Origin of the sequence: Saccharothrix sp. S26 (assembly GCF_021390395.1) — a bacterium.
In the GTDB taxonomy this organism is placed as follows: Bacteria; Actinomycetota; Actinomycetes; order Mycobacteriales; family Pseudonocardiaceae; genus Actinosynnema.
This window is the reverse complement of sequence record NZ_JAJUWT010000028.1, coordinates 69,907-86,834: the sequence shown is the minus strand read 5'-3', so window position 1 is coordinate 86,834 and position 16,928 is coordinate 69,907. Positions and strand designations below refer to the sequence as shown.

General features: G+C 72.2%; 13 protein-coding genes and 1 pseudogene. 11 read left to right on the top strand and 3 right to left on the bottom strand.

Going from position 1 to position 16,928, the window contains the following annotated elements; genetic code table 11:
* Positions 1-3: 3 nt before the first annotated feature.
* From LZG04_RS42820 to LZG04_RS36210, 3 genes and pseudogenes are all read left to right on the top strand, one after another.
* Positions 4-645: pseudogene (locus LZG04_RS42820) on the top strand (toprim domain-containing protein); the annotation flags it as partial.
* Between the two features lie 31 nt (positions 646-676).
* Complete coding sequence (locus LZG04_RS36215) at positions 677-4,078, top strand: DNA topoisomerase (ATP-hydrolyzing) (RefSeq protein WP_233825734.1); 3,402 nt, start codon at positions 677-679, stop codon at positions 4,076-4,078.
* Positions 4,079-4,179: 101 nt separating this feature from the next.
* Positions 4,180-4,866: a hypothetical protein gene (locus tag LZG04_RS36210; RefSeq protein WP_233825731.1), complete on the top strand. Its 687-nt coding sequence runs from the start codon at positions 4,180-4,182 to the stop codon at positions 4,864-4,866.
* 13 nt (positions 4,867-4,879) lie between these two features.
* Here the strand turns inward: LZG04_RS36210 and LZG04_RS36205 are convergent, their stop codons facing one another.
* Entirely contained in the window at positions 4,880-5,944 is a 1,065-nt protein-coding gene (locus LZG04_RS36205; protein ID WP_233825729.1) for an acyl-CoA dehydrogenase family protein, read from the bottom strand.
* A gap of 139 nt (positions 5,945-6,083) precedes the next feature.
* Here LZG04_RS36205 and LZG04_RS36200 point away from each other — a divergent pair, with 139 nt between their 5' ends.
* From LZG04_RS36200 to LZG04_RS36165, 8 genes are all read left to right on the top strand, one after another.
* The gene (locus LZG04_RS36200) at positions 6,084-7,157 is read left to right on the top strand and encodes an LLM class flavin-dependent oxidoreductase (RefSeq protein ID WP_233825727.1); all 1,074 of its coding nucleotides are present in this window, start codon (positions 6,084-6,086) and stop codon (positions 7,155-7,157) included.
* Positions 7,154-7,732: an FMN reductase gene (locus LZG04_RS36195; RefSeq protein WP_233825725.1), complete on the top strand. Its 579-nt coding sequence runs from the start codon at positions 7,154-7,156 to the stop codon at positions 7,730-7,732. The genes LZG04_RS36200 and LZG04_RS36195 overlap by 4 nt, the downstream gene beginning before the upstream one ends.
* A 66-nt stretch (positions 7,733-7,798) precedes the next feature.
* Positions 7,799-8,506 carry a GNAT family N-acetyltransferase gene (locus LZG04_RS36190; protein ID WP_233825723.1) on the top strand — a complete coding sequence of 236 codons (708 nt, stop codon included), beginning with the start codon at positions 7,799-7,801 and terminating at the stop codon, positions 8,504-8,506.
* A gap of 37 nt (positions 8,507-8,543) precedes the next feature.
* A complete protein-coding gene (locus tag LZG04_RS36185) occupies positions 8,544-9,671 on the top strand; it encodes an acyltransferase (RefSeq protein WP_233825721.1) in 1,128 nt (375 codons plus the stop codon).
* Between the two features lie 175 nt (positions 9,672-9,846).
* Positions 9,847-10,710 carry an ATP phosphoribosyltransferase gene (gene hisG, locus LZG04_RS36180; RefSeq protein ID WP_233825719.1) on the top strand — a complete coding sequence of 288 codons (864 nt, stop codon included), beginning with the start codon at positions 9,847-9,849 and terminating at the stop codon, positions 10,708-10,710.
* A 184-nt stretch (positions 10,711-10,894) separates the two neighbouring features.
* The gene (locus LZG04_RS36175; RefSeq protein WP_233825717.1) at positions 10,895-11,443 is read left to right on the top strand and encodes an NADPH-dependent FMN reductase; all 549 of its coding nucleotides are present in this window, start codon (positions 10,895-10,897) and stop codon (positions 11,441-11,443) included.
* 13 nt (positions 11,444-11,456) lie between these two features.
* Complete coding sequence (locus LZG04_RS36170) at positions 11,457-12,404, top strand: ATP-binding cassette domain-containing protein (protein WP_233825715.1); 948 nt, start codon at positions 11,457-11,459, stop codon at positions 12,402-12,404.
* A complete protein-coding gene (locus LZG04_RS36165; RefSeq protein WP_233825713.1) occupies positions 12,401-13,243 on the top strand; it encodes an ABC transporter permease in 843 nt (280 codons plus the stop codon). Before LZG04_RS36170 ends, LZG04_RS36165 begins: the two co-directional genes overlap by 4 nt.
* 2 nt (positions 13,244-13,245) lie before the next feature.
* Here LZG04_RS36165 and LZG04_RS36160 read toward each other — a convergent pair whose 3' ends face one another.
* Both LZG04_RS36160 and LZG04_RS36155 read right to left on the bottom strand, forming a co-directional pair.
* Positions 13,246-16,182 (bottom strand): AAA family ATPase, encoded by a 2,937-nt coding sequence (locus LZG04_RS36160; protein WP_233825711.1) that lies wholly within the window; start codon positions 16,180-16,182, stop codon positions 13,246-13,248.
* 80 nt (positions 16,183-16,262) lie between these two features.
* The gene (locus LZG04_RS36155) at positions 16,263-16,859 is read right to left on the bottom strand and encodes a TetR/AcrR family transcriptional regulator (RefSeq protein WP_233825709.1); all 597 of its coding nucleotides are present in this window, start codon (positions 16,857-16,859) and stop codon (positions 16,263-16,265) included.
* Between the last annotated feature and the right edge of the window lie 69 nt (positions 16,860-16,928).

Below are 16,928 nucleotides of genomic sequence, written 5' to 3'. Positions count from 1 at the left end.
CACAACAGCGCCCGCATGGCCCGGGTGTCGGAGTACCAGGCGCTGCTGCCGTTGCGCGGCAAGATCCTCAACGTGCAGAAGGCCAGCCTCGCCGACACCCTGCGCAACGCCGAGATCGCCAGCATCGTCCAGGTCCTGGGCGCGGGCACCGGGCGGACGTTCGACCTGGGCGCGATGCGCTACGGCCGGGTCATCCTGATGGCCGACGCCGACGTCGACGGCTCGCACATCCGGACGTTGCTGATCACCCTGTTCGCCAAGTACATGCGGCCGGTGATCGAGGACGGGCGGCTCTACGCCGCGATGCCCCCGCTGCACAAGGTGATGACCAAGGGGCGCAACCCCGAGACCCACTTCACGTTCAGCCAGCGCGAGATGGAGCAGAAGGTCGCCCGGCTGGAGAAGGCCGGCAAGACGGTGGTCAAGCCCGTGCCCCGGTTCAAGGGCCTCGGCGAGATGGACGCCGACGAGCTGTGGGAGACCACGATGAACCCGGCCACCCGCTCCGTGCGCCGCATCACCATGCACGACGCCGAAGCCGCCGAGGCCGCGTTGGAGCTGCTGATGGGGGAGAAGGTCGAGCCGCGCCGGGCGTGGCTCGTCGAGTCGGCCGCCCGGGTCGACCAGTCCGCGATCGACGTCTGACACGCCCGAACACACGAGGGAACGACCGACCATGGCACGCCGCAAGACCCCCACGACCAGGGTCGACCCGTCCGCCTTCGACAACGCGGGCGCCCAGGTCTTCGACAACTCCCTGACCACCGAGATCGAGGACTCCTACCTGGAGTACGCCTACTCGGTGATCCACTCGCGGGCCCTGCCCGACGCGCGGGACGGCCTCAAGCCGGTGCACCGCCGGATCCTGTTCTCGATGAACGAGCAGGGCTACCGCCCGACCAGCGCGTACGTGAAGTCGTCCCGCGTGGTCGGCGACTGCTTCGTGCGCGGCGCGCTGGTGTCCACCCCCGAGGGCCTGCGGCCGATCGAAGAGATCGAGGTCGGCGACCTGGTGCTGGACGGGCGGGGCGAGCCGGTCGAGGTCGACGCGGTCTACGAGAACCCGGTGTCCGAGCTGGTCCGCGTGACCTGGTCGGACGGGCACTCGATGCTCGTCACGCCGGGTCAGCGGTTCCACACCGGGGACGGCTGGACCGACGCCGACTGGACCGCCGCCCGCGACCTGACCGGCGTGCGTACGGGCGCGTTCGGCCCGGACCGGCACGCGAACCTGCTCGCCGACGGCGACGCGACCGGGTTCGTGCTCGGCCTGGTGGCCGCGACCGGCGACGTGCGGGCCGACGGTCGGGTGCGGCTGGAGTCGACGAACGTCGACGCGATCGACATCGCGCACGGCTGGGCCATCGCGCACGACGTGACCACGTCCCGGCACAAGGACGGCGACCGGCTCACGCTGACGTTCGCCCGGCACGCCGGGCTCGAAGCGGCCGCGACCGGCCGGCTGGACGCCGTGCTGCGCGACCGCTCGGCGTGGACGCCCTACCTCGCCGGCCTGTTCGTCGCCGCCGGCGAGGTCCGCGACGGCATCGTGCTGCCCGGCGGGGACGCCGAGCACGCCCTGCTCGCCGACTCCGGCATCCGCGCCCGCCGTGACGCGACCACCCTGACGGTCACCGGGCGTGACGCGGCGGCGCTGGCCGTGGCGCTGCTGCGCTGGACCGGCGTCGGCCCGCGCCAGGACGGCCTGGTGCGGGTGATCCGCGCCGCCAGGCGGGCCGGCGACACGCCGTCGCCGCACGTCGTGTCGGTCGAGCCGGCCGCGCAGGCCACCACCTACGACATCCGGGTCTCCAGCCCCGAGCACGCCTTCGTGGTCGGCGGTTCCGTGGTGCACAACTGCATGGGCAAGTACCACCCCCACGGCGACACCGCGATCTACGACGCGATGGTCCGCCTGGCCCAGGACTTCTCGCTGAACACGCCGTTGATCGACGGGCACGGCAACTTCGGCAGTCCGGACGACGGCCCGGCCGCGTCGCGGTACACCGAAGCACGGATGTCGCCGGCGGCGATGTTGCTGGTCGGCGAGCTGGACGAGGAGACGGTCGACTTCCGGCCGAACTACGACGGCTCGTTGCAGGAGCCGTCCGTGCTGCCCGCGGCGTTCCCGAACCTGCTGGTCAACGGCACGTCCGGGATCGCGGTCGGGATGGCGACGAACATGATCCCGCACAACCTGGGCGAGGTCGTGGCGGCGGCGCGGCACCTGGTGACGCACCCGGACGCGACGCTGGACAAGCTGATGGAGTTCATCCCGGGCCCCGACCTGCCGACCGGCGGGGTGCTGCTCGGGCTGGACGAGGTGCGCAAGGCCTACGAGACCGGGCGCGGCGTGGTGCGGATGCGCGCCAAGGTCGAGATCGGGTTGCTGGAGGGCAGCCGGGGCAGGCAGGCGATCACGGTCACCGAGCTGCCCTACGGCGTCGGCCCGGAGAAGATCATCGAGAAGATCACCGACGAGGTGACCAAGTCCAAGCGGCTGACCGGGATCTCCGACGTCAAGGACCTCACCGACCGCGAGAACGGCACCCGCGTGGTGATCGAGTGCAAGGTCGGCGTGAACCCGCAGGCGCTGCTGGCCGACCTGTACCGGCTCACGCCGCTGGAGCAGTCGTTCGGCATCAACAACCTGGTGCTGGTGGAGGGCCAGCCCCGCACGCTGGGCCTCAAGGCGCTGCTGGAGGTGTTCCTCAAGCACCGCTACGAGGTCGTCACCCGGCGCACGAGGTTCCGCAGGCGCAAGCGCGAGGACCGGTTGCACCTGGTCGAGGGCCTGCTCAAGGCCCTGCTGGACATCGACAAGGTGATCAAGCTCATCCGGGGCAGCGAGAACGCCGCCGCCGCGAAGGAGGGCTTGATGGCGAAGTTCAAGCTCTCCGAGATCCAGGCGACCTACATCCTCGACACGCCGTTGCGCCGGCTGACCCGCTACGACTCGCTGGAGCTGGAGGCGGAGCAGGAGAAGCTGCGCAACGAGATCGCCGAGCTGAGCAAGATCCTCGATGACCCGGCCGTGCTGCGCAAGGTCGTGTCGACGGAGCTGGCGAAGGTGGCCAAGGACCTCCAGCAGGAGCGCCGGACCACGTTGCTGGACGGCGACCTGAAGGAGGTGCTGGCGGCGTCGAAGCCGGCCGGGCCGCTGGAGGTCGCCGACGACCCGTGCCAGGTGATCCTGTCCGCGACCGGGTTGGTGGCGCGGACGGCGGCGGAGTCGGAGGAGTCCTCGGAGGCGCGCCGGCGCAACGGGCGGACCAAGCACGACGCGGTGGCGGCGACCGTGCACACGACGGCACGCGGCCAGGTGCTGCTGGTGACCAACCGGGGTCGGGCGTTCAAGACCGACGTGCTGCCGTTGCCGGTGCTGCCCGAGCAGAGCGGCACGGTGTCGTTGAGCGGGGGCATGGCCGCCGGGGAGCTGGTGGACCTGGAAGCCGGTGAGCGGGTCGTGGGCATCGCGCCGCTGACCGACACCGAGTCGCCGGGGCTCGCGCTGGGCACGCGGCAGGGCACGGTGAAGGTGTGCGCGCCGGAGTGGCCGGTGCGGTCGGACGAGTTCGAGGTGATCACCCTCAAGGTGGGTGACGAGGTGGTCGGCGCGACGTGGCTGTCCGGCGCGGACGAGACGCTGGTGTTCGTCACGTCGGAGGCGTCGCTGTTGCGGTACTCCGCGTCGCTGGTGCGGCCGCAGGGCCTGCGCGGTGGTGGCATGGCCGGCATCAACGTGGGTTCGGACGCGCGGGTGGTGTTCTTCGGGGCGGTGCGCACGGACGACGACGAGCACGGTGAGCCGATGGTCGTCACGTCGACCGGGCAGAGCGTGAAGGTGACGCCGTTCTCGGCGTACCCGGCGAAGGGCCGGGCCACGGGTGGTGTGCGGGCGCACCGGTTCCTCAAGGGGGAGACGGCGTTGGCGCTGGCCTGGGTCGGGCCGCGGCCGGCGGGCGCGGCGCGCAACGGGTCGCCGGTGGAGCTGCCCGTGCCGGACGAGCGCCGGGACGGCTCGGGGCACGCGCACCCCGGCCCGGACGTGGTGGGTCACCTGGTCGAACGCGACTGACGGTCGTCCTCGACGCCGACGTGCGGCGGGACTCGTTCCCGCCGTACCCGACCCGGGGTTCGCCGCTGACGGGCGACGGTCGTCCGTGGCAGAGTCGGGGCGTGATCACCGAGAGCGAAGTGCTGGTGCCGGCCCGGTTCAACGGGCCGCCGCAGTCGGGGCAGGGCGGGTACGTGTGCGGGATGCTGGCCGGTCTCGCGCCGCCCGCCGAGGGCACCGCCGTGGTCTCGCTGCTCCTCCCGCCGCCGCTGGAACGGCCGATGCGACTGGAGGCCGGGCCCGACCAGGCCGTGCTGGTGCTGGGTGAGCTGGTCGTCGCCGCGGTCACCCGCACCACCGAGCCCGTGCCGGCCGTGCCACCGGTGTCCCAGGCCGAGGCGGACCTGGCCATGGAGGGTTTCCTGGGCTGGGAGGACCACCCGTTCCCCACCTGCTTCGTGTGCGGGCACGAGCGGGCCGACGGCCTGTTCCTCGCGCCCGGCCCCGTCCCGGGGCGGGCCGACACGGTCGCGTGCACGTGGGTGCCGGAGGAGGTGTCGCCGGAGGTGCTGTGGGGCGTGCTGGACTGCCCCGGCGGCTGGACCACCGACCCCCGCGACGACCCGATGGTGCTGACCCGGATGACCGCGGACCTCGTCGGCACGCCGAAGCCGGGCGAGCCGCACGTCGTGGTCGCGCGGCAGGTGCGACGGGTCGGCCGGGTCGCCACCAACCTGACCTCGGTCTACGGCCCGGACGGCGCGTTGGTCGGCACGTCGTCGGCCGAGTGGACCGCTCTGGGACCGTGACCGGGGCACGGCCTCAGGACTCGCGCGGGCGGCCCAGGAACACGGAGCTGTAGCGCTCCAGGTTGGCGTTGGGGTGCAGGATCGCGTGCAGGTTCACCGCGTGCACGTCGCGCTGGATGCGGTGCAGGGTCGGGTCGTCCCCGCCGAGCACGTCGACCGCGTCCCTGGCCCGCAGGCACGCCTCGCCGAGGTCGCGGCGCACGCCCGCGTGCTCCTCGGGCGTCCACTCCTCGCCGCCCGCGGCCTTGAGGTCGACCACGGCGGCGGTGCGGCGGGCGTGGAACTCCGCCTCGTCGGCCAGCACCGTCGCCTCCCGCAGCCCGGCGGCCGACGCGGTCGCGCGAGCCCCGTCCACCGCCGCACGGGCCAGACCGACCGCGGGCGCGCCGACCGCCGCGCAGGCCGCGGGCATGAACGGCGCGCGGAACATCGGCTCGGCCGCGTCGGGGTGGGCGCCCAGCACGGGCGCGAGCCGCAGCACCCGTTCCGCGGGCACGAACACGTCCTTGGCCACCGTGGTCACGCTGCCGGTCGCGCGCAGCCCGGTGGTGTGCCAGTCGTCCACGACCTCCAGGTCGACCAGCGGGATGGCCAGCGCCACCGGCGCGCGGTCCGGCAGCAGCAGCGCGGCGTTGGTGATCCAGTGGCTCTGCGACGCGCCGGTGGTGAACGCCCACCGCCCGTTGACCAGCACGCCGCCGCCGACCGGCTCGGCCGTGGCGGTGGGGCTGAGGATGCCGGTGACGCGCACGTCCGGTTTGGCGAACACCTCGCGCCGCACGTCGGCCGGGAACTGGCCGACCACCCAGGTGGAGGTGGCCCACACCGCCGCCGTCCACGCCGCCGACCCGTCGCCGCGGGCGAGCTCAGCGATCACCTCGACGACGGTGGCCAGGTCGGCCTCCAGGCCGCCGTGCTCGGCGGGCACCCGCAGCCGCAGCACGCCCGCGTCCGCCATCGCCTCCAACGCGGCCTCGTGCAGCCTGCGGTGCTCGTCACCCCAGGCGGCGTGGGCGCGCAGAACCGGGACGATCTCCGCAGTGCGCCGCACCAGCTCGTGGTGCTCCGACCCGTGCATCACCGTGCCGTGCCTCCCCCATCGGTGACCCGTGACACACACCTTGGCGTGCTCCGCGCCACCAGACAACACCGGAATAGCCGGCGACCCGGTACCGTTGTGCCGGTTAGTTGAAAGCGCAACTACTTGAGGAGTGGCCATGCAGTTCGGTGTCTTCACCGTCGGCGACGTGACGCCCGACCCGACCACGGGGCGGACGCCGACCGAGGCCGAGCGCATCAAGGCCATGGTCGCCATCGCGCTCAAGGCCGAAGAGGTCGGCCTGGACGTCTTCGCGACCGGCGAGCACCACAACCCGCCCTTCGTGCCGTCCTCGCCGACGACCATGCTCGGCTACATCGCGGCGCGCACCGAGCGGCTGATCCTGTCCACCGCGACCACGCTGATCACCACCAACGACCCGGTGAAGATCGCCGAGGACTACGCGATGCTCCAGCACCTGGCCGACGGCCGGGTCGACCTGATCATGGGTCGGGGCAACACCGGACCGGTCTACCCCTGGTTCGGCAAGGACATCCGCGACGGCATCGACCTCGCCATCGAGAACTACGCCCTGCTGCACAAGCTCTGGCGCGAGGACGTGGTCGACTGGGAGGGCAAGCACCGCACGCCGTTGCAGTCGTTCACCTCGACGCCCCGCCCGCTCGACGACGTGCCGCCGTTCGTCTGGCACGGCTCGATCCGCAGCCCGCAGATCGCCGAGCAGGCCGCCTACTACGGCGACGGCTTCTTCGCCAACCACATCTTCTGGCCCAAGGAGCACTTCCAGCGGCTGATCGGGTTCTACCGCGAGCGCTACGAGCACTACGGCCACGGCGCCGCGCACCAGGCGATCGTCGGCCTCGGCGGCCAGGTGTTCATGCGCCGCAACTCGCAGGACGCCGTGCGCGAGTTCCGGCCGTACTTCGACAACGCCCCGGTGTACGGGCACGGCCCGTCGCTGGAGGAGTTCACCGAGCAGACGCCGCTGACCGTCGGCAGCCCGCAGGAGGTCATCGACAAGACGCTGACCTTCCGCGAGCACTTCGGCGACTACCAGCGCCAGCTGTTCCTGATGGACCACGCGGGCCTGCCGCTGAAGACCGTGCTGGAGCAGCTGGACTTCCTCGGCGAGATCGTGCCGACGCTGCGCCGCGAGTTCGCGGTCGGCCGACCGGCCGACGTGCCCGACGCCCCCACCCACGCTTCGCTGCTCAAGGCAGGTGTCCGATGACCACGCTCGCCGTCGTGCAGGCCGGGCTCGGGTCGCCCTCGTCCACCCAGCTGCTGGCGACCCGGCTGGCCGAGGCCACCGAACGGTTCGTGCCCGGCCTGCAGGTGCGCACGACGCACCTGCGGGACGTCGCCCGGGACATCGCGGACAACCTCGTCACCGGCTTCCCGAGCGCGCGGTTGCGCGAGGTGGTGGAGTCGGTGGTGAGCGCCGACGCCCTGATCGCCGTGACGCCCACGTTCAACGCGTCCTACAACGGGCTGTTCAAGTCCTTCGTGGACGTGCTGGAGCCGGAGTCGCTGGCGGGCAAGCCGGTGCTGATCGGCGCGACCGGCGGCACCGAGCGCCACTCGCTGGTGCTCGACCACGCCCTGCGGCCGCTGTTCGCCTACCTGCGGGCGATCGTCGTGCCGACCGGCGTGTACGCCGCGTCGTCGGACTGGGGCGCGGAAGGGCTGCCCGGCCGCGTCGACCGGGCCGCGGGGGAGCTGGCCGACCTGCTCGTCGGCCGCGCGCCCACCCAGCCCGCCACCGCCGGGTTCGTGCCGTTCGACCAGCTGCTCGCCGGGCGCTGAGCGACCACCCGCGGCGAGGCGGAAATGGACTGACCACCGGCCACCGTGCCGCATAGGGTTCGGCCCATGTCCGCCTCGCTGCAGCTCGCGGTGCGCAACGCCGCCGTCCTGACCACCGGGCTGGCCCGCACCCGCGGGCACGACCTGATCACCCGGCCCTCGTTCCTCGCGATGAACGGGCCCACGCTGCTGCGCGTGCTCGCGGTGCGCCCGGACCCCGACCCGGACGACTTCGCCGAACTCCAGTTGCTGGCCAAGCGCGCCGAGGCGCGGGTGGTGGTCGAGGACTCGTTCGGCACGATCGACGGCGCGGCCCTCGGCCTCACCGCCCGGCACCTGCCGGTCATGATCCGGCCGCACGCGCCCGTCCCGCCGCCCGCGCTGGACGTGCGGTCGGTGCGCACGCCCGAGGAGTGGGCCGTCGCCGAGCGGGTCGTGGTCGAAGGCTTCCCGCTGCCCGGTTTCCCGACCGGCAACGCGCTGCCCCTGGCGTTGAAGGACCGCGAGGGCTTCCGGGCGCACACGGTGTGGCGTGACGGCGTCGTGGCCGGGGCGTGCCTGACCGTCGAGGCGGACGACGCGGTCGGCGTCTACTGGGTGACGACCCTGCCCGAGCACCGCTCGCGCGGTGTCGCCCGGACGCTCATGCACGCGATGATCACCGAGTTCCCGGTCCCGATGACCCTCACCGCAGCCAAACCTGGCCTGCCGCTGTACCGGTCGCTGGGCTTCTCCGTCATCACCCAGGCCACCTGGTGGTCCAACGCGAATTGACGCGTGAATCGCGGCCCGCGGCCGTTACCTCGGGATGATGACCGCAGAGGTGGGGCAGCGGTCCCGGCTGGCCGCGGTGGACAACCTGAAGGTGCTGCTCGTCGCCTGGGTGATCGGCGGGCACGCGCTCCTCGGGTACTCGGCGGTGGGCGGGTGGCCGTACGACGAGGTCAACGAAGTCACCTTCGAGCCTCACGTCGAGGCCGTGCCGGCGGCCGTGCTCGGCCCGTCCGGGCTGTTCCTCATGGGCACCTTCTACCTGCTGTCCGGCCTGTTCACGCCGCAGTCCCCGGCGCGCAAGGGGACCGCCCGGTTCCTCCGCGACCGGCTCGTCCGCCTCGGCGTCCCGTTCGTGCTGTCCGCCCTGCTGGTGTGGCCGCTGACGCCGTGGGTGGGCTACCGCGCCGCCGGGCACGACGTCACGCCGTGGTGGGTGTTCGCCCACCGCGACCCGCTGCTGGACTCCGGCTCGCTGTGGTTCGTGGATTTCCTGCTGCTGTTCTCCGTCGCCTACGCGGCGGTCGGCAGGCCCCGCCCGGAGCCGGTCGTGCTGACCGGCGGGCACCTCGTCGCGGTCACCGCCGGGGTCGTGGTGAGCACGTTCGCGGTGCGGCTGTGGTTCCCGGCGCGCAGCGGGCAGGTCGGTGACCTGCACGTCTGGTGGTGGCCGCAGCTCATCGCCATGTTCGGCCTGGGCATCGTGGGTGCTCGCGCGGGCCTCGCCCAGCGGGTGCCGGAGCGGATGTGGCGCGGCAGCCGGGTGGTCGCGGCGCTGACGATCCTGTCCGTGCCGGTGGTCGCGGTCGCCCTGGGCGTGTCGGACCTGGCCGGTCAGGCGGGGCCGTTCCTGGGCGGCCGGCGGTGGGAGTCGCTGCTGTTCGCCGTCGTGGAAGCGGTGCTCGTGGTCGGTGGGTCGGTGTGGCTGCTCGGCTGGGCGCAACGGCGGCTGACCCGTGACGGGCCGTTCGCGGCGGCGCTCGCGCGTGGGGCGTTCGCCGCGTTCTTCATCCAGGGGCCGGTGCTGATCGTGCTCGCGGTGACGGCCCGGCCGTTGCCGTTCCCGGCCGAGGTGAAAGCATTCCTGGTGGCGGCGACCGCGGTCGCGGTGTCTTTCGGCGCGGGCTGGCCATTGACCACCCGGACGAAGGTCGGGCGCTTTCTCTAATGTGTTTGACAATCGACCTCGAATGCGTTGATTGCCTCCGCCGGGCCCTCGGTGTTCACGTGGTGGGAAGCACGGACGGGTGACGCCGGGGCGACACCCCGTGGTTTCCACACCGTGGGACACCTGGGCATACCCGAGACGGGGGTGGCCCCGTCGGTGTGGGAGACTTCGCGGCATGGCTCCTCTTCGCTTCGCCCTGCCCAACAAGGGCTCGTTGAGTGCTCCCGCGGCGCAAATGCTGGCCGAAGCGGGTTACCGGGTGAACAGGTCCGGCCGTGAGCTGATCGTGGCGGACCCGGCAAATGATGTGCAGTTCTTTTTCCTGCGTCCCCGCGACATCGCGGTGTACGTGGGCGAGGGGTCTTTGGACGTCGGCATCACCGGGCGTGATCTGCTGCTCGATTCCACCGTGTCGGCGAAGGAAATCCTGCCGCTGGGCTTCGGCCGGGCGTCGTTCTACTTCGCGTCCAAGCCCGGCGGCATCCACGACGCCGCGGGCCTGGAGGGCAAGCGGATCGCGACCAGCTACCCGAACCTGGTCGAGCACCACCTGTCCGACCTCGGCATCAAGGCGCACCTCGTGCGGCTCGACGGCGCGGTGGAGACCGCGGTCGAGCTGGGCGTGGCCGACGCGATCGCCGACGTGGTCGAGACCGGCATCACGCTGAAGACCTCGGGCCTGGAGACGTTCGGCTCGCCGATCCTCAAGTCCGAGGCCGTGCTGATCCAGGGTGACACCGTCGCCGACGCACCCGACGCGGTGCGCGCGGTCGAGATCCTGCACCGCAGGTTGCAGGGCGTGCTGATCGCCCGCCGGTACGTGATCCTCGACTTCGACTGCCCCGTGGAGGCGCAGGAGGAGGCGTTCAAGCTGGTGCCCGGCATCGAGTCGCCGACCGTCTCGCCGCTGGCCCGCGAGGGCTGGGTCGCCGTGCGCTCGCTCGTGCCGCGCGACGACGCGCCGTTCATCATGGACGAGCTGTGGCGCGTGGGCGCCCGCGCGATCCTGGTCAGCTCGCTCGACACCTGCCGCATCTAGCCCCACCCACCCGAACTCCACGTTTCCGCACGTCACCGTGTGCGGAGGCGTGGAGTTCCGCGTTCTGAGCGTTGAACTCGGGTGTTCCGAACGTAGGACTCTCGCGTTCTGAGCGTTGGACTCGCGGGTGCTAGATCCGGTCTGGCGGGGTTTCTCGCGCCTCCTGGGTGAGAGGAGGTGCCGCATGCAGCCGCTGCACATCGCCGTGATCATCGGCAGCACCCGCGAAGGACGCGTCGGCGACGGCGTCGGCCGGTGGGTCGCCGAGGTCGCGGCCGAGCGCGAGGACGTCGAGCCGGTGGTCCTCGACCTGGCCGACTACGACTTCCCGCCGTGCTACCCGGCCCAGCCCACCGCGGAGGTCCGGCGGTTCACCGGCCAGGTGGCGGCGGCGGACGGGTTCGTCGTCGTCACGCCCGAGTACAACCGCAGCTTCCCGGCCTCGCTCAAGCAGGCCATCGACCACGCCTACGACGAGTGGCACGCCAAGCCCGTCGGGTTCGCGTCCTACGGCTACCGGTCCGAGGGCCTGCACGCGGTGGAGCACCTCCGCTCAGTTTTCACCGAGCTGCACGTCATGACAGTGCGGACGACCGTCGGCGTGAACCTGCTCGTCGACGAACCGCTCGACACCGAGCACCGCCGCCGTGCCGCGGAAGCGATGTTCGACCAGCTCACCTGGTGGGCGTCGGCCCTGAAAGATGCCCGCACCCGACGCCCGTACGTCTCCTAGGGGAAGGAAATCCATGAACGCCATCGAAACGTCGGGCCTGGTCAAGGTCTTCGGCGACACCCGAGCGGTGGACGGCGTCGACCTGACCGTGCCCGCCGGGACGGTGTACGGCCTGCTCGGCCCGAACGGCGCGGGCAAGACGACGACGGTCCGCATGCTCGCCACCCTGCTGCGACCCGACGACGGCGAAGCGCGCGTGTTCGGCCACGACGTGCGCGCCGATCCCGACGCGGTCCGCCGGCTGGTCAGCCTCACCGGCCAGTACGCCTCCGTGGACGAGGACCTGACCGGCACCGAGAACCTGGTCCTGCTGGCCAGGCTCCTCGGCCACGGCCGGGCCCACGCCCGCGCGCGGGCCGCGCAGCTGCTGGAGGCGTTCGGGCTCACCGACTCCGCCGCCAAGCAGGTCAAGCACTACTCGGGCGGCATGCGCCGCCGGCTCGACATCGCGGCCAGCATCCTGAACACGCCGAAGCTGCTGTTCCTGGACGAGCCGACCACCGGCCTGGACCCGCGCAGCCGCAACCAGGTGTGGGACATCGTCCGCGCCGTGGTCGGGCACGGCACCACCGTGCTGCTGACCACGCAGTACCTGGACGAGGCCGACCAGCTCGCGTCCCGCATCGCGGTGATCGACCACGGCAAGGTCATCGCCGAGGGCACCAAGGGCGAACTGAAGGCGTCCGTGGGCGTCGGCGCGGTGCACCTGCGGCTGCGTGACGCCGACCAGCGCGCCCGGGCGCAGGAGGTCCTGGCCCGCGCGCTGGAGGCCGACGTCCAGCTCGACGCCGACCCGGTCGCGCTGACCGCGCGGCTGTCCGGCCGCGCCACCGAGCAGGCCGCCGAGGCGTTGGCCCAGCTCGCCCGCGAGGGCATCACCGTCGACACGTTCTCCCTCGGCCAGCCCAGCCTGGACGAGGTGTTCCTGGCCCTCACCGACAAGAAGGAGGCGGCGGCGTGACCGTCACCAAGGAAGTCGAGCTCCTGCCCGCGCCCAAGGCGGAGGACTTGGCGGCGGTGCTGCTGGAGACCGAGCAGCCGCGCCGGCCGAGCGCGCTGTCGGCGTCGCTGACGTTCGGCTGGCGGGCCGTGCTCAAGATCAAGCACGTGCCCGAGCAGCTGTTCGACGTCACCGCGTTCCCGATCATGATGATCCTGATGTTCACCTACCTGTTCGGCGGCGCGCTGGCCGGGTCGCCGGGGGAGTACATCCAGTACCTGCTGCCCGGCATCACGGTCACCAGCGTCGTCATGATCACCATGTACACGGGTGTCGCGGTGAACACCGACATCGAGAAGGGCGTGTTCGACCGGTTCCGCACGCTGCCGATCTGGCGGCCCGCGCCGATGGTCGGCTACATCCTGGGCGACCTGCTGCGGTACGTGCTGGCCTCCACCGTGATCATGGTCGTCGGCCTGGTCCTCGGGTTCCGGCCCGGCGGCGGGTTCGTCGGCGTGGTGGCGGGCGTGGCGGTGCTGGTGGCGTTCTCGTTCGCGTTCTCGTGGGTGTGGACGATGTTCGGCCTGCTGATGCGCAGCGAGAAGTCCGTGATGGGCGTGAGCATGCTGGTCCTGTTCCCGCTGACGTTCCTGTCCAACGTCTACGTCGACCCGCGGACCATGCCGGGCTGGTTGCAGGCGTTCGTCGACGTCAACCCGATCAGCAAGCTGGTCGCCTCGGTCCGCGCCCTCATGGCGGGCGGCTTCGACGGCGACGCCATGATCTGGACCCTGGGCTACGGCGTGTTCTTCACCGCCGTGTTCGGCGCGTGGACCATGCGACTGTACAACCGGAAGTGACGCTAGAGCCGGAACCTCTCCGGTCCTGAGTAGACGCACGTCGCCCCGGTCGAGACGGTCCCCCGCAGGTGGGCCGCGAGACCGGGGTGGCGGTCGTCCAGCTTGCGCAGCGTGTCCCGGATCCGGGCGGTGACCGCCTTGCGCGCCCGCTCGGCCTCGTCACCCAGCCTGCGCGTGCGGCCCGCCAGACCCGCGGCCGCGCGCAGCTCCTCCAGCAACGCGGCGCGTTCGCGGTCCAGCTCGGCGGCCCGGTCGTCGTCGAACGCCCGGTCGATCTCCTCGTCCAACCGCGCCAGCCGCCGCCGGTACCTCGCCTTCGCCTCGTCGTCGAGCACCGGGTCACCGCCCAGCCTCGCCGACGCGACCGCCTCCGGCGCCAGCAACGTCACCGCCTCCACCGGCTCGCCGGGCCTGCCCAGCAGCACGTGCAGGTCCCGCAGCCCTTTCGAGTCGGGCATCCGCACCGTGACCCCGGCGTAGGACAACGCCCACACGTCGCCGTCACGGCGGAACTCCGCGGCCGGCGGCTCCTCCAGCCCTCGCGCCCGCGCCAGGTAAGCCCTCGCCCGCGCCGCCCACGGCGCGGCCCGCATCCGCTCGGCCGACCGCTGCGCCGCCGCCAGCTCCTCGACCGCCTCGTCGCACCGGCCCAGCGCCAGGTCCACCACCCCGAGCCACAGGTCCACCGGCCCGCTGATGTCGCACCCGTACAGCGACACCAGCCACTTGCCCCGGTGCGGCGCCAGCCGCTCCCGCACCCGTGCGGCCAGCTCCCGGTCACCGGCCGCGTGGGCGAACTGCGCGTGGAACCGCAACCACAACGGCTCGAACACCGGCTGGAACCGGTCGTCCCGCGCCGTCTGGTCGACGTGGACCCGGGCACCCGCCACGTCACCGCGCTCCAGGGCGGCGATCCCGGCCAGCAGACCGGGGAACGGGTGGCTGCTCGCCATGACCTCCGGCATCAGCTCGTCCAGCGCCGCGAACTCGCCCTGCGGCAGCAGCCACGCCCACCGCAGGTGCAGGTACATCAGCCGGAACCCGGCGTGGTTGCCGGCGCCCAGCTCGGTCGCCCTGGCCAGCAACGCCTCCGCCTCGGCGAACCGGCCGTGCAGCACCGCGATGATCGACTGGTCGATCGCGGCCGAGAAGTTGAACCGGGTCATCCCCAGCCGCTCCGACAGCGCCACGAACGCGTGCAACTGCTCCAGGTAACGCGGGTCGCCCAGTTCCACCAACGCCACCCACCGGAACGACGTCGCGAAGTGCTCGACCGTGTGGTCCCCGCTGCGCCGCGCCACGGCGATCAGCTCGTCGGTCAACGCCAGCCGCTGCTCGGCGTTGCCGATGCCGACGGTCGTGTCGTGCACCGCCCACAAGCCGGAGGTCAGCGCCGCGTCGTCACCGCCACCCCGCGCGGCCTCGATGGCGTGCAGGCTCATCTCCCGCGCCAACACCTCCGTCGGCACGTCCGGCGGCGGCCCGATCAACCGGCGGTACGCGTCCCGCACCACGCCGTCGGCCTGGCCCTCCACCTCGGCGAACCGGTACACCGCCAACGCCACCCGTGCGAACGGCTCCGGGTCGTCCAACCGCCGCGCCAGCTCCGTCGCCTCGTCGAACACCCGCAGCGCCTCCACCGGCTCGGCGCAGTGGTACAGCTCGTTGCCCAGCTCCAGCGCCACCGCGATCCGCCGCCGGGCGCCCTCGGCCCGCTCCAACGCGCGCCGGTAGTGGCCGGCCGCCTCCTCGACCGCCATCCGCCTGCCGGCGTCCCGCGCGGCCGCCACGATCAGCTCCACCGCCCGCTCGGCGGGCAGCCGTGCACCGGCCAGGTGCGCGTGCCGCGCCAGGTCCGCGGGGAACACCTGGTCGGCCAGCTCACCGTCCAACGCGTCCACGACCGCCGCGTGCCGTGCGTCCACATCCGACAACGACCCGTACAGCGTCTCCCGCACCAGGTCGTGCGCGAACGAGAACCGGCCACCGCCCAACCCCAGCACCAACCGGGCCTGCGCCGCCTGGTCGAGCAACCGGTCCACCGCCGGCACGGGCAACGACGCCGTGGCCGCCAGCACCTTGCGGTGGAACTCGTGCCCCAACACCGACGCCGTGGTCAACAGCTCGCCGACCTGCGCCGGCAACAACGACAACCGCCGCCGCAACGCGTCCCGCACGCCGGGCGCGATCGCCGTCACCGGCGCGCCACCGTGCCACAGCCGAGCCGTCTGCTCCACGAAGAACGGGTTCCCGCCGGTCCTGACGTGCACTTCGGTCACCAGCTCCGGATCGGGCTCCCGGCCCGCCGTGCGCGCCATCAGCTCGCCGACCTCGGCCGGCGACAACCCCGTCAACGCCACCGTGGTCGCACGCCCGAGCAACGGCGTCATCAACGGCCGCAGCGGGTGGCCGTCCGCGTCGACCTCGGTGTCGCGATAGGTTCCGATCACCAGCACCCGCTCGAACCACGTGTGCTGCGCCGCGAACTCCACCAGCTTCAACGACGCCGGGTCCGCCCAGTGCAAGTCCTCCAGCACCACCACCACGGGCCGGTGGTGCGACACGGCCACCAGTGCCGTCGTCACCGCGTCGAACAGCGAGAAGCTCTCCGACGTCTGCTCCGACCGCGCCTCGCCCAACAGCACCGCCAACGGCCCCGGGTCGACCGACTCCCACTCCTCGGCCGTCGCCGCCCGCCGCAACGCCCGGATCACCTGCACCCACGGCCAGTACCCCGGCGCGCTGTCGGAGTCCCAACAGGACCCGCCGAGCACCACCGCGCCCGACCGCCGCGCCTGCTCGGCCGCCACCGTCACCAGGGTCGTCTTGCCGATCCCCGCCTCGCCGACGACCAGCACCAGCCCACCGTGGCTGCCCACCGCGCGGTCCACCTCCGCGCGCAGCACCCCGGCTGGATGATCACGTCCGATGAGTCGCATGGCGGGTGAAACCTAACAAACCACCCCGACAATCCGGACGTCTTCGGACTCGACCGGTCCGGTGAGGACGCCGGTGGGCGTCACCCCCCGACCTGGCCGCCCAGCTCGCTCAACCGCCCGAACGCGGCGTCCACCGCACCGGCCAGCACGTCGGGGTCACCGTCGGCCAGGGCGCTGCCCGCCGCGTAACACGCGAGCGCGATCTGGGGTGCGAGCACCGCCACCTCGGCCGACGCCCCGCGCTCGAGCAACGTCGCCCGCAACCTCTCCCCGAGCCGGGCGAACTTGCGCGCCGCCCGGTCGCGCAGCTCGGGGTTGTCGCGCACCAGCCGCTCGTGCGCCCGGAAGTGCTCGCCGTCGGCCGTCAGCTCCCGGCACAGCTCCACCGCGACCACGCGCATCTGCGCCACGGCACCGGCCAGGTCCGTCACCGGAGGCAGCTCGCGGTGCCTGCCGGTCACCCCCTCCACGACCGCTTCCTCGTCGGCGAAGACGACTTCCTGCTTGTCGCCGAAGTACCGGAAGAAGGTGGTGCGGCCGACCTCGGCCCGCTCGGCGATGTCGGTCACCGTCACGGCCGCGAAGCCGCGTTCGGCGAACAGCTCGAACGCCGCCGCCACGATCTGCTCCCGCGCCCTCTGCTGTTTGCGCTCGCGCAGCGGCGCTCGTTCCGACATGGCGCAGAGCATAGCGCTCCGGAACCAAGTCCGGTACGGTACTCGATACCAGTTCGAATCAGATACCAG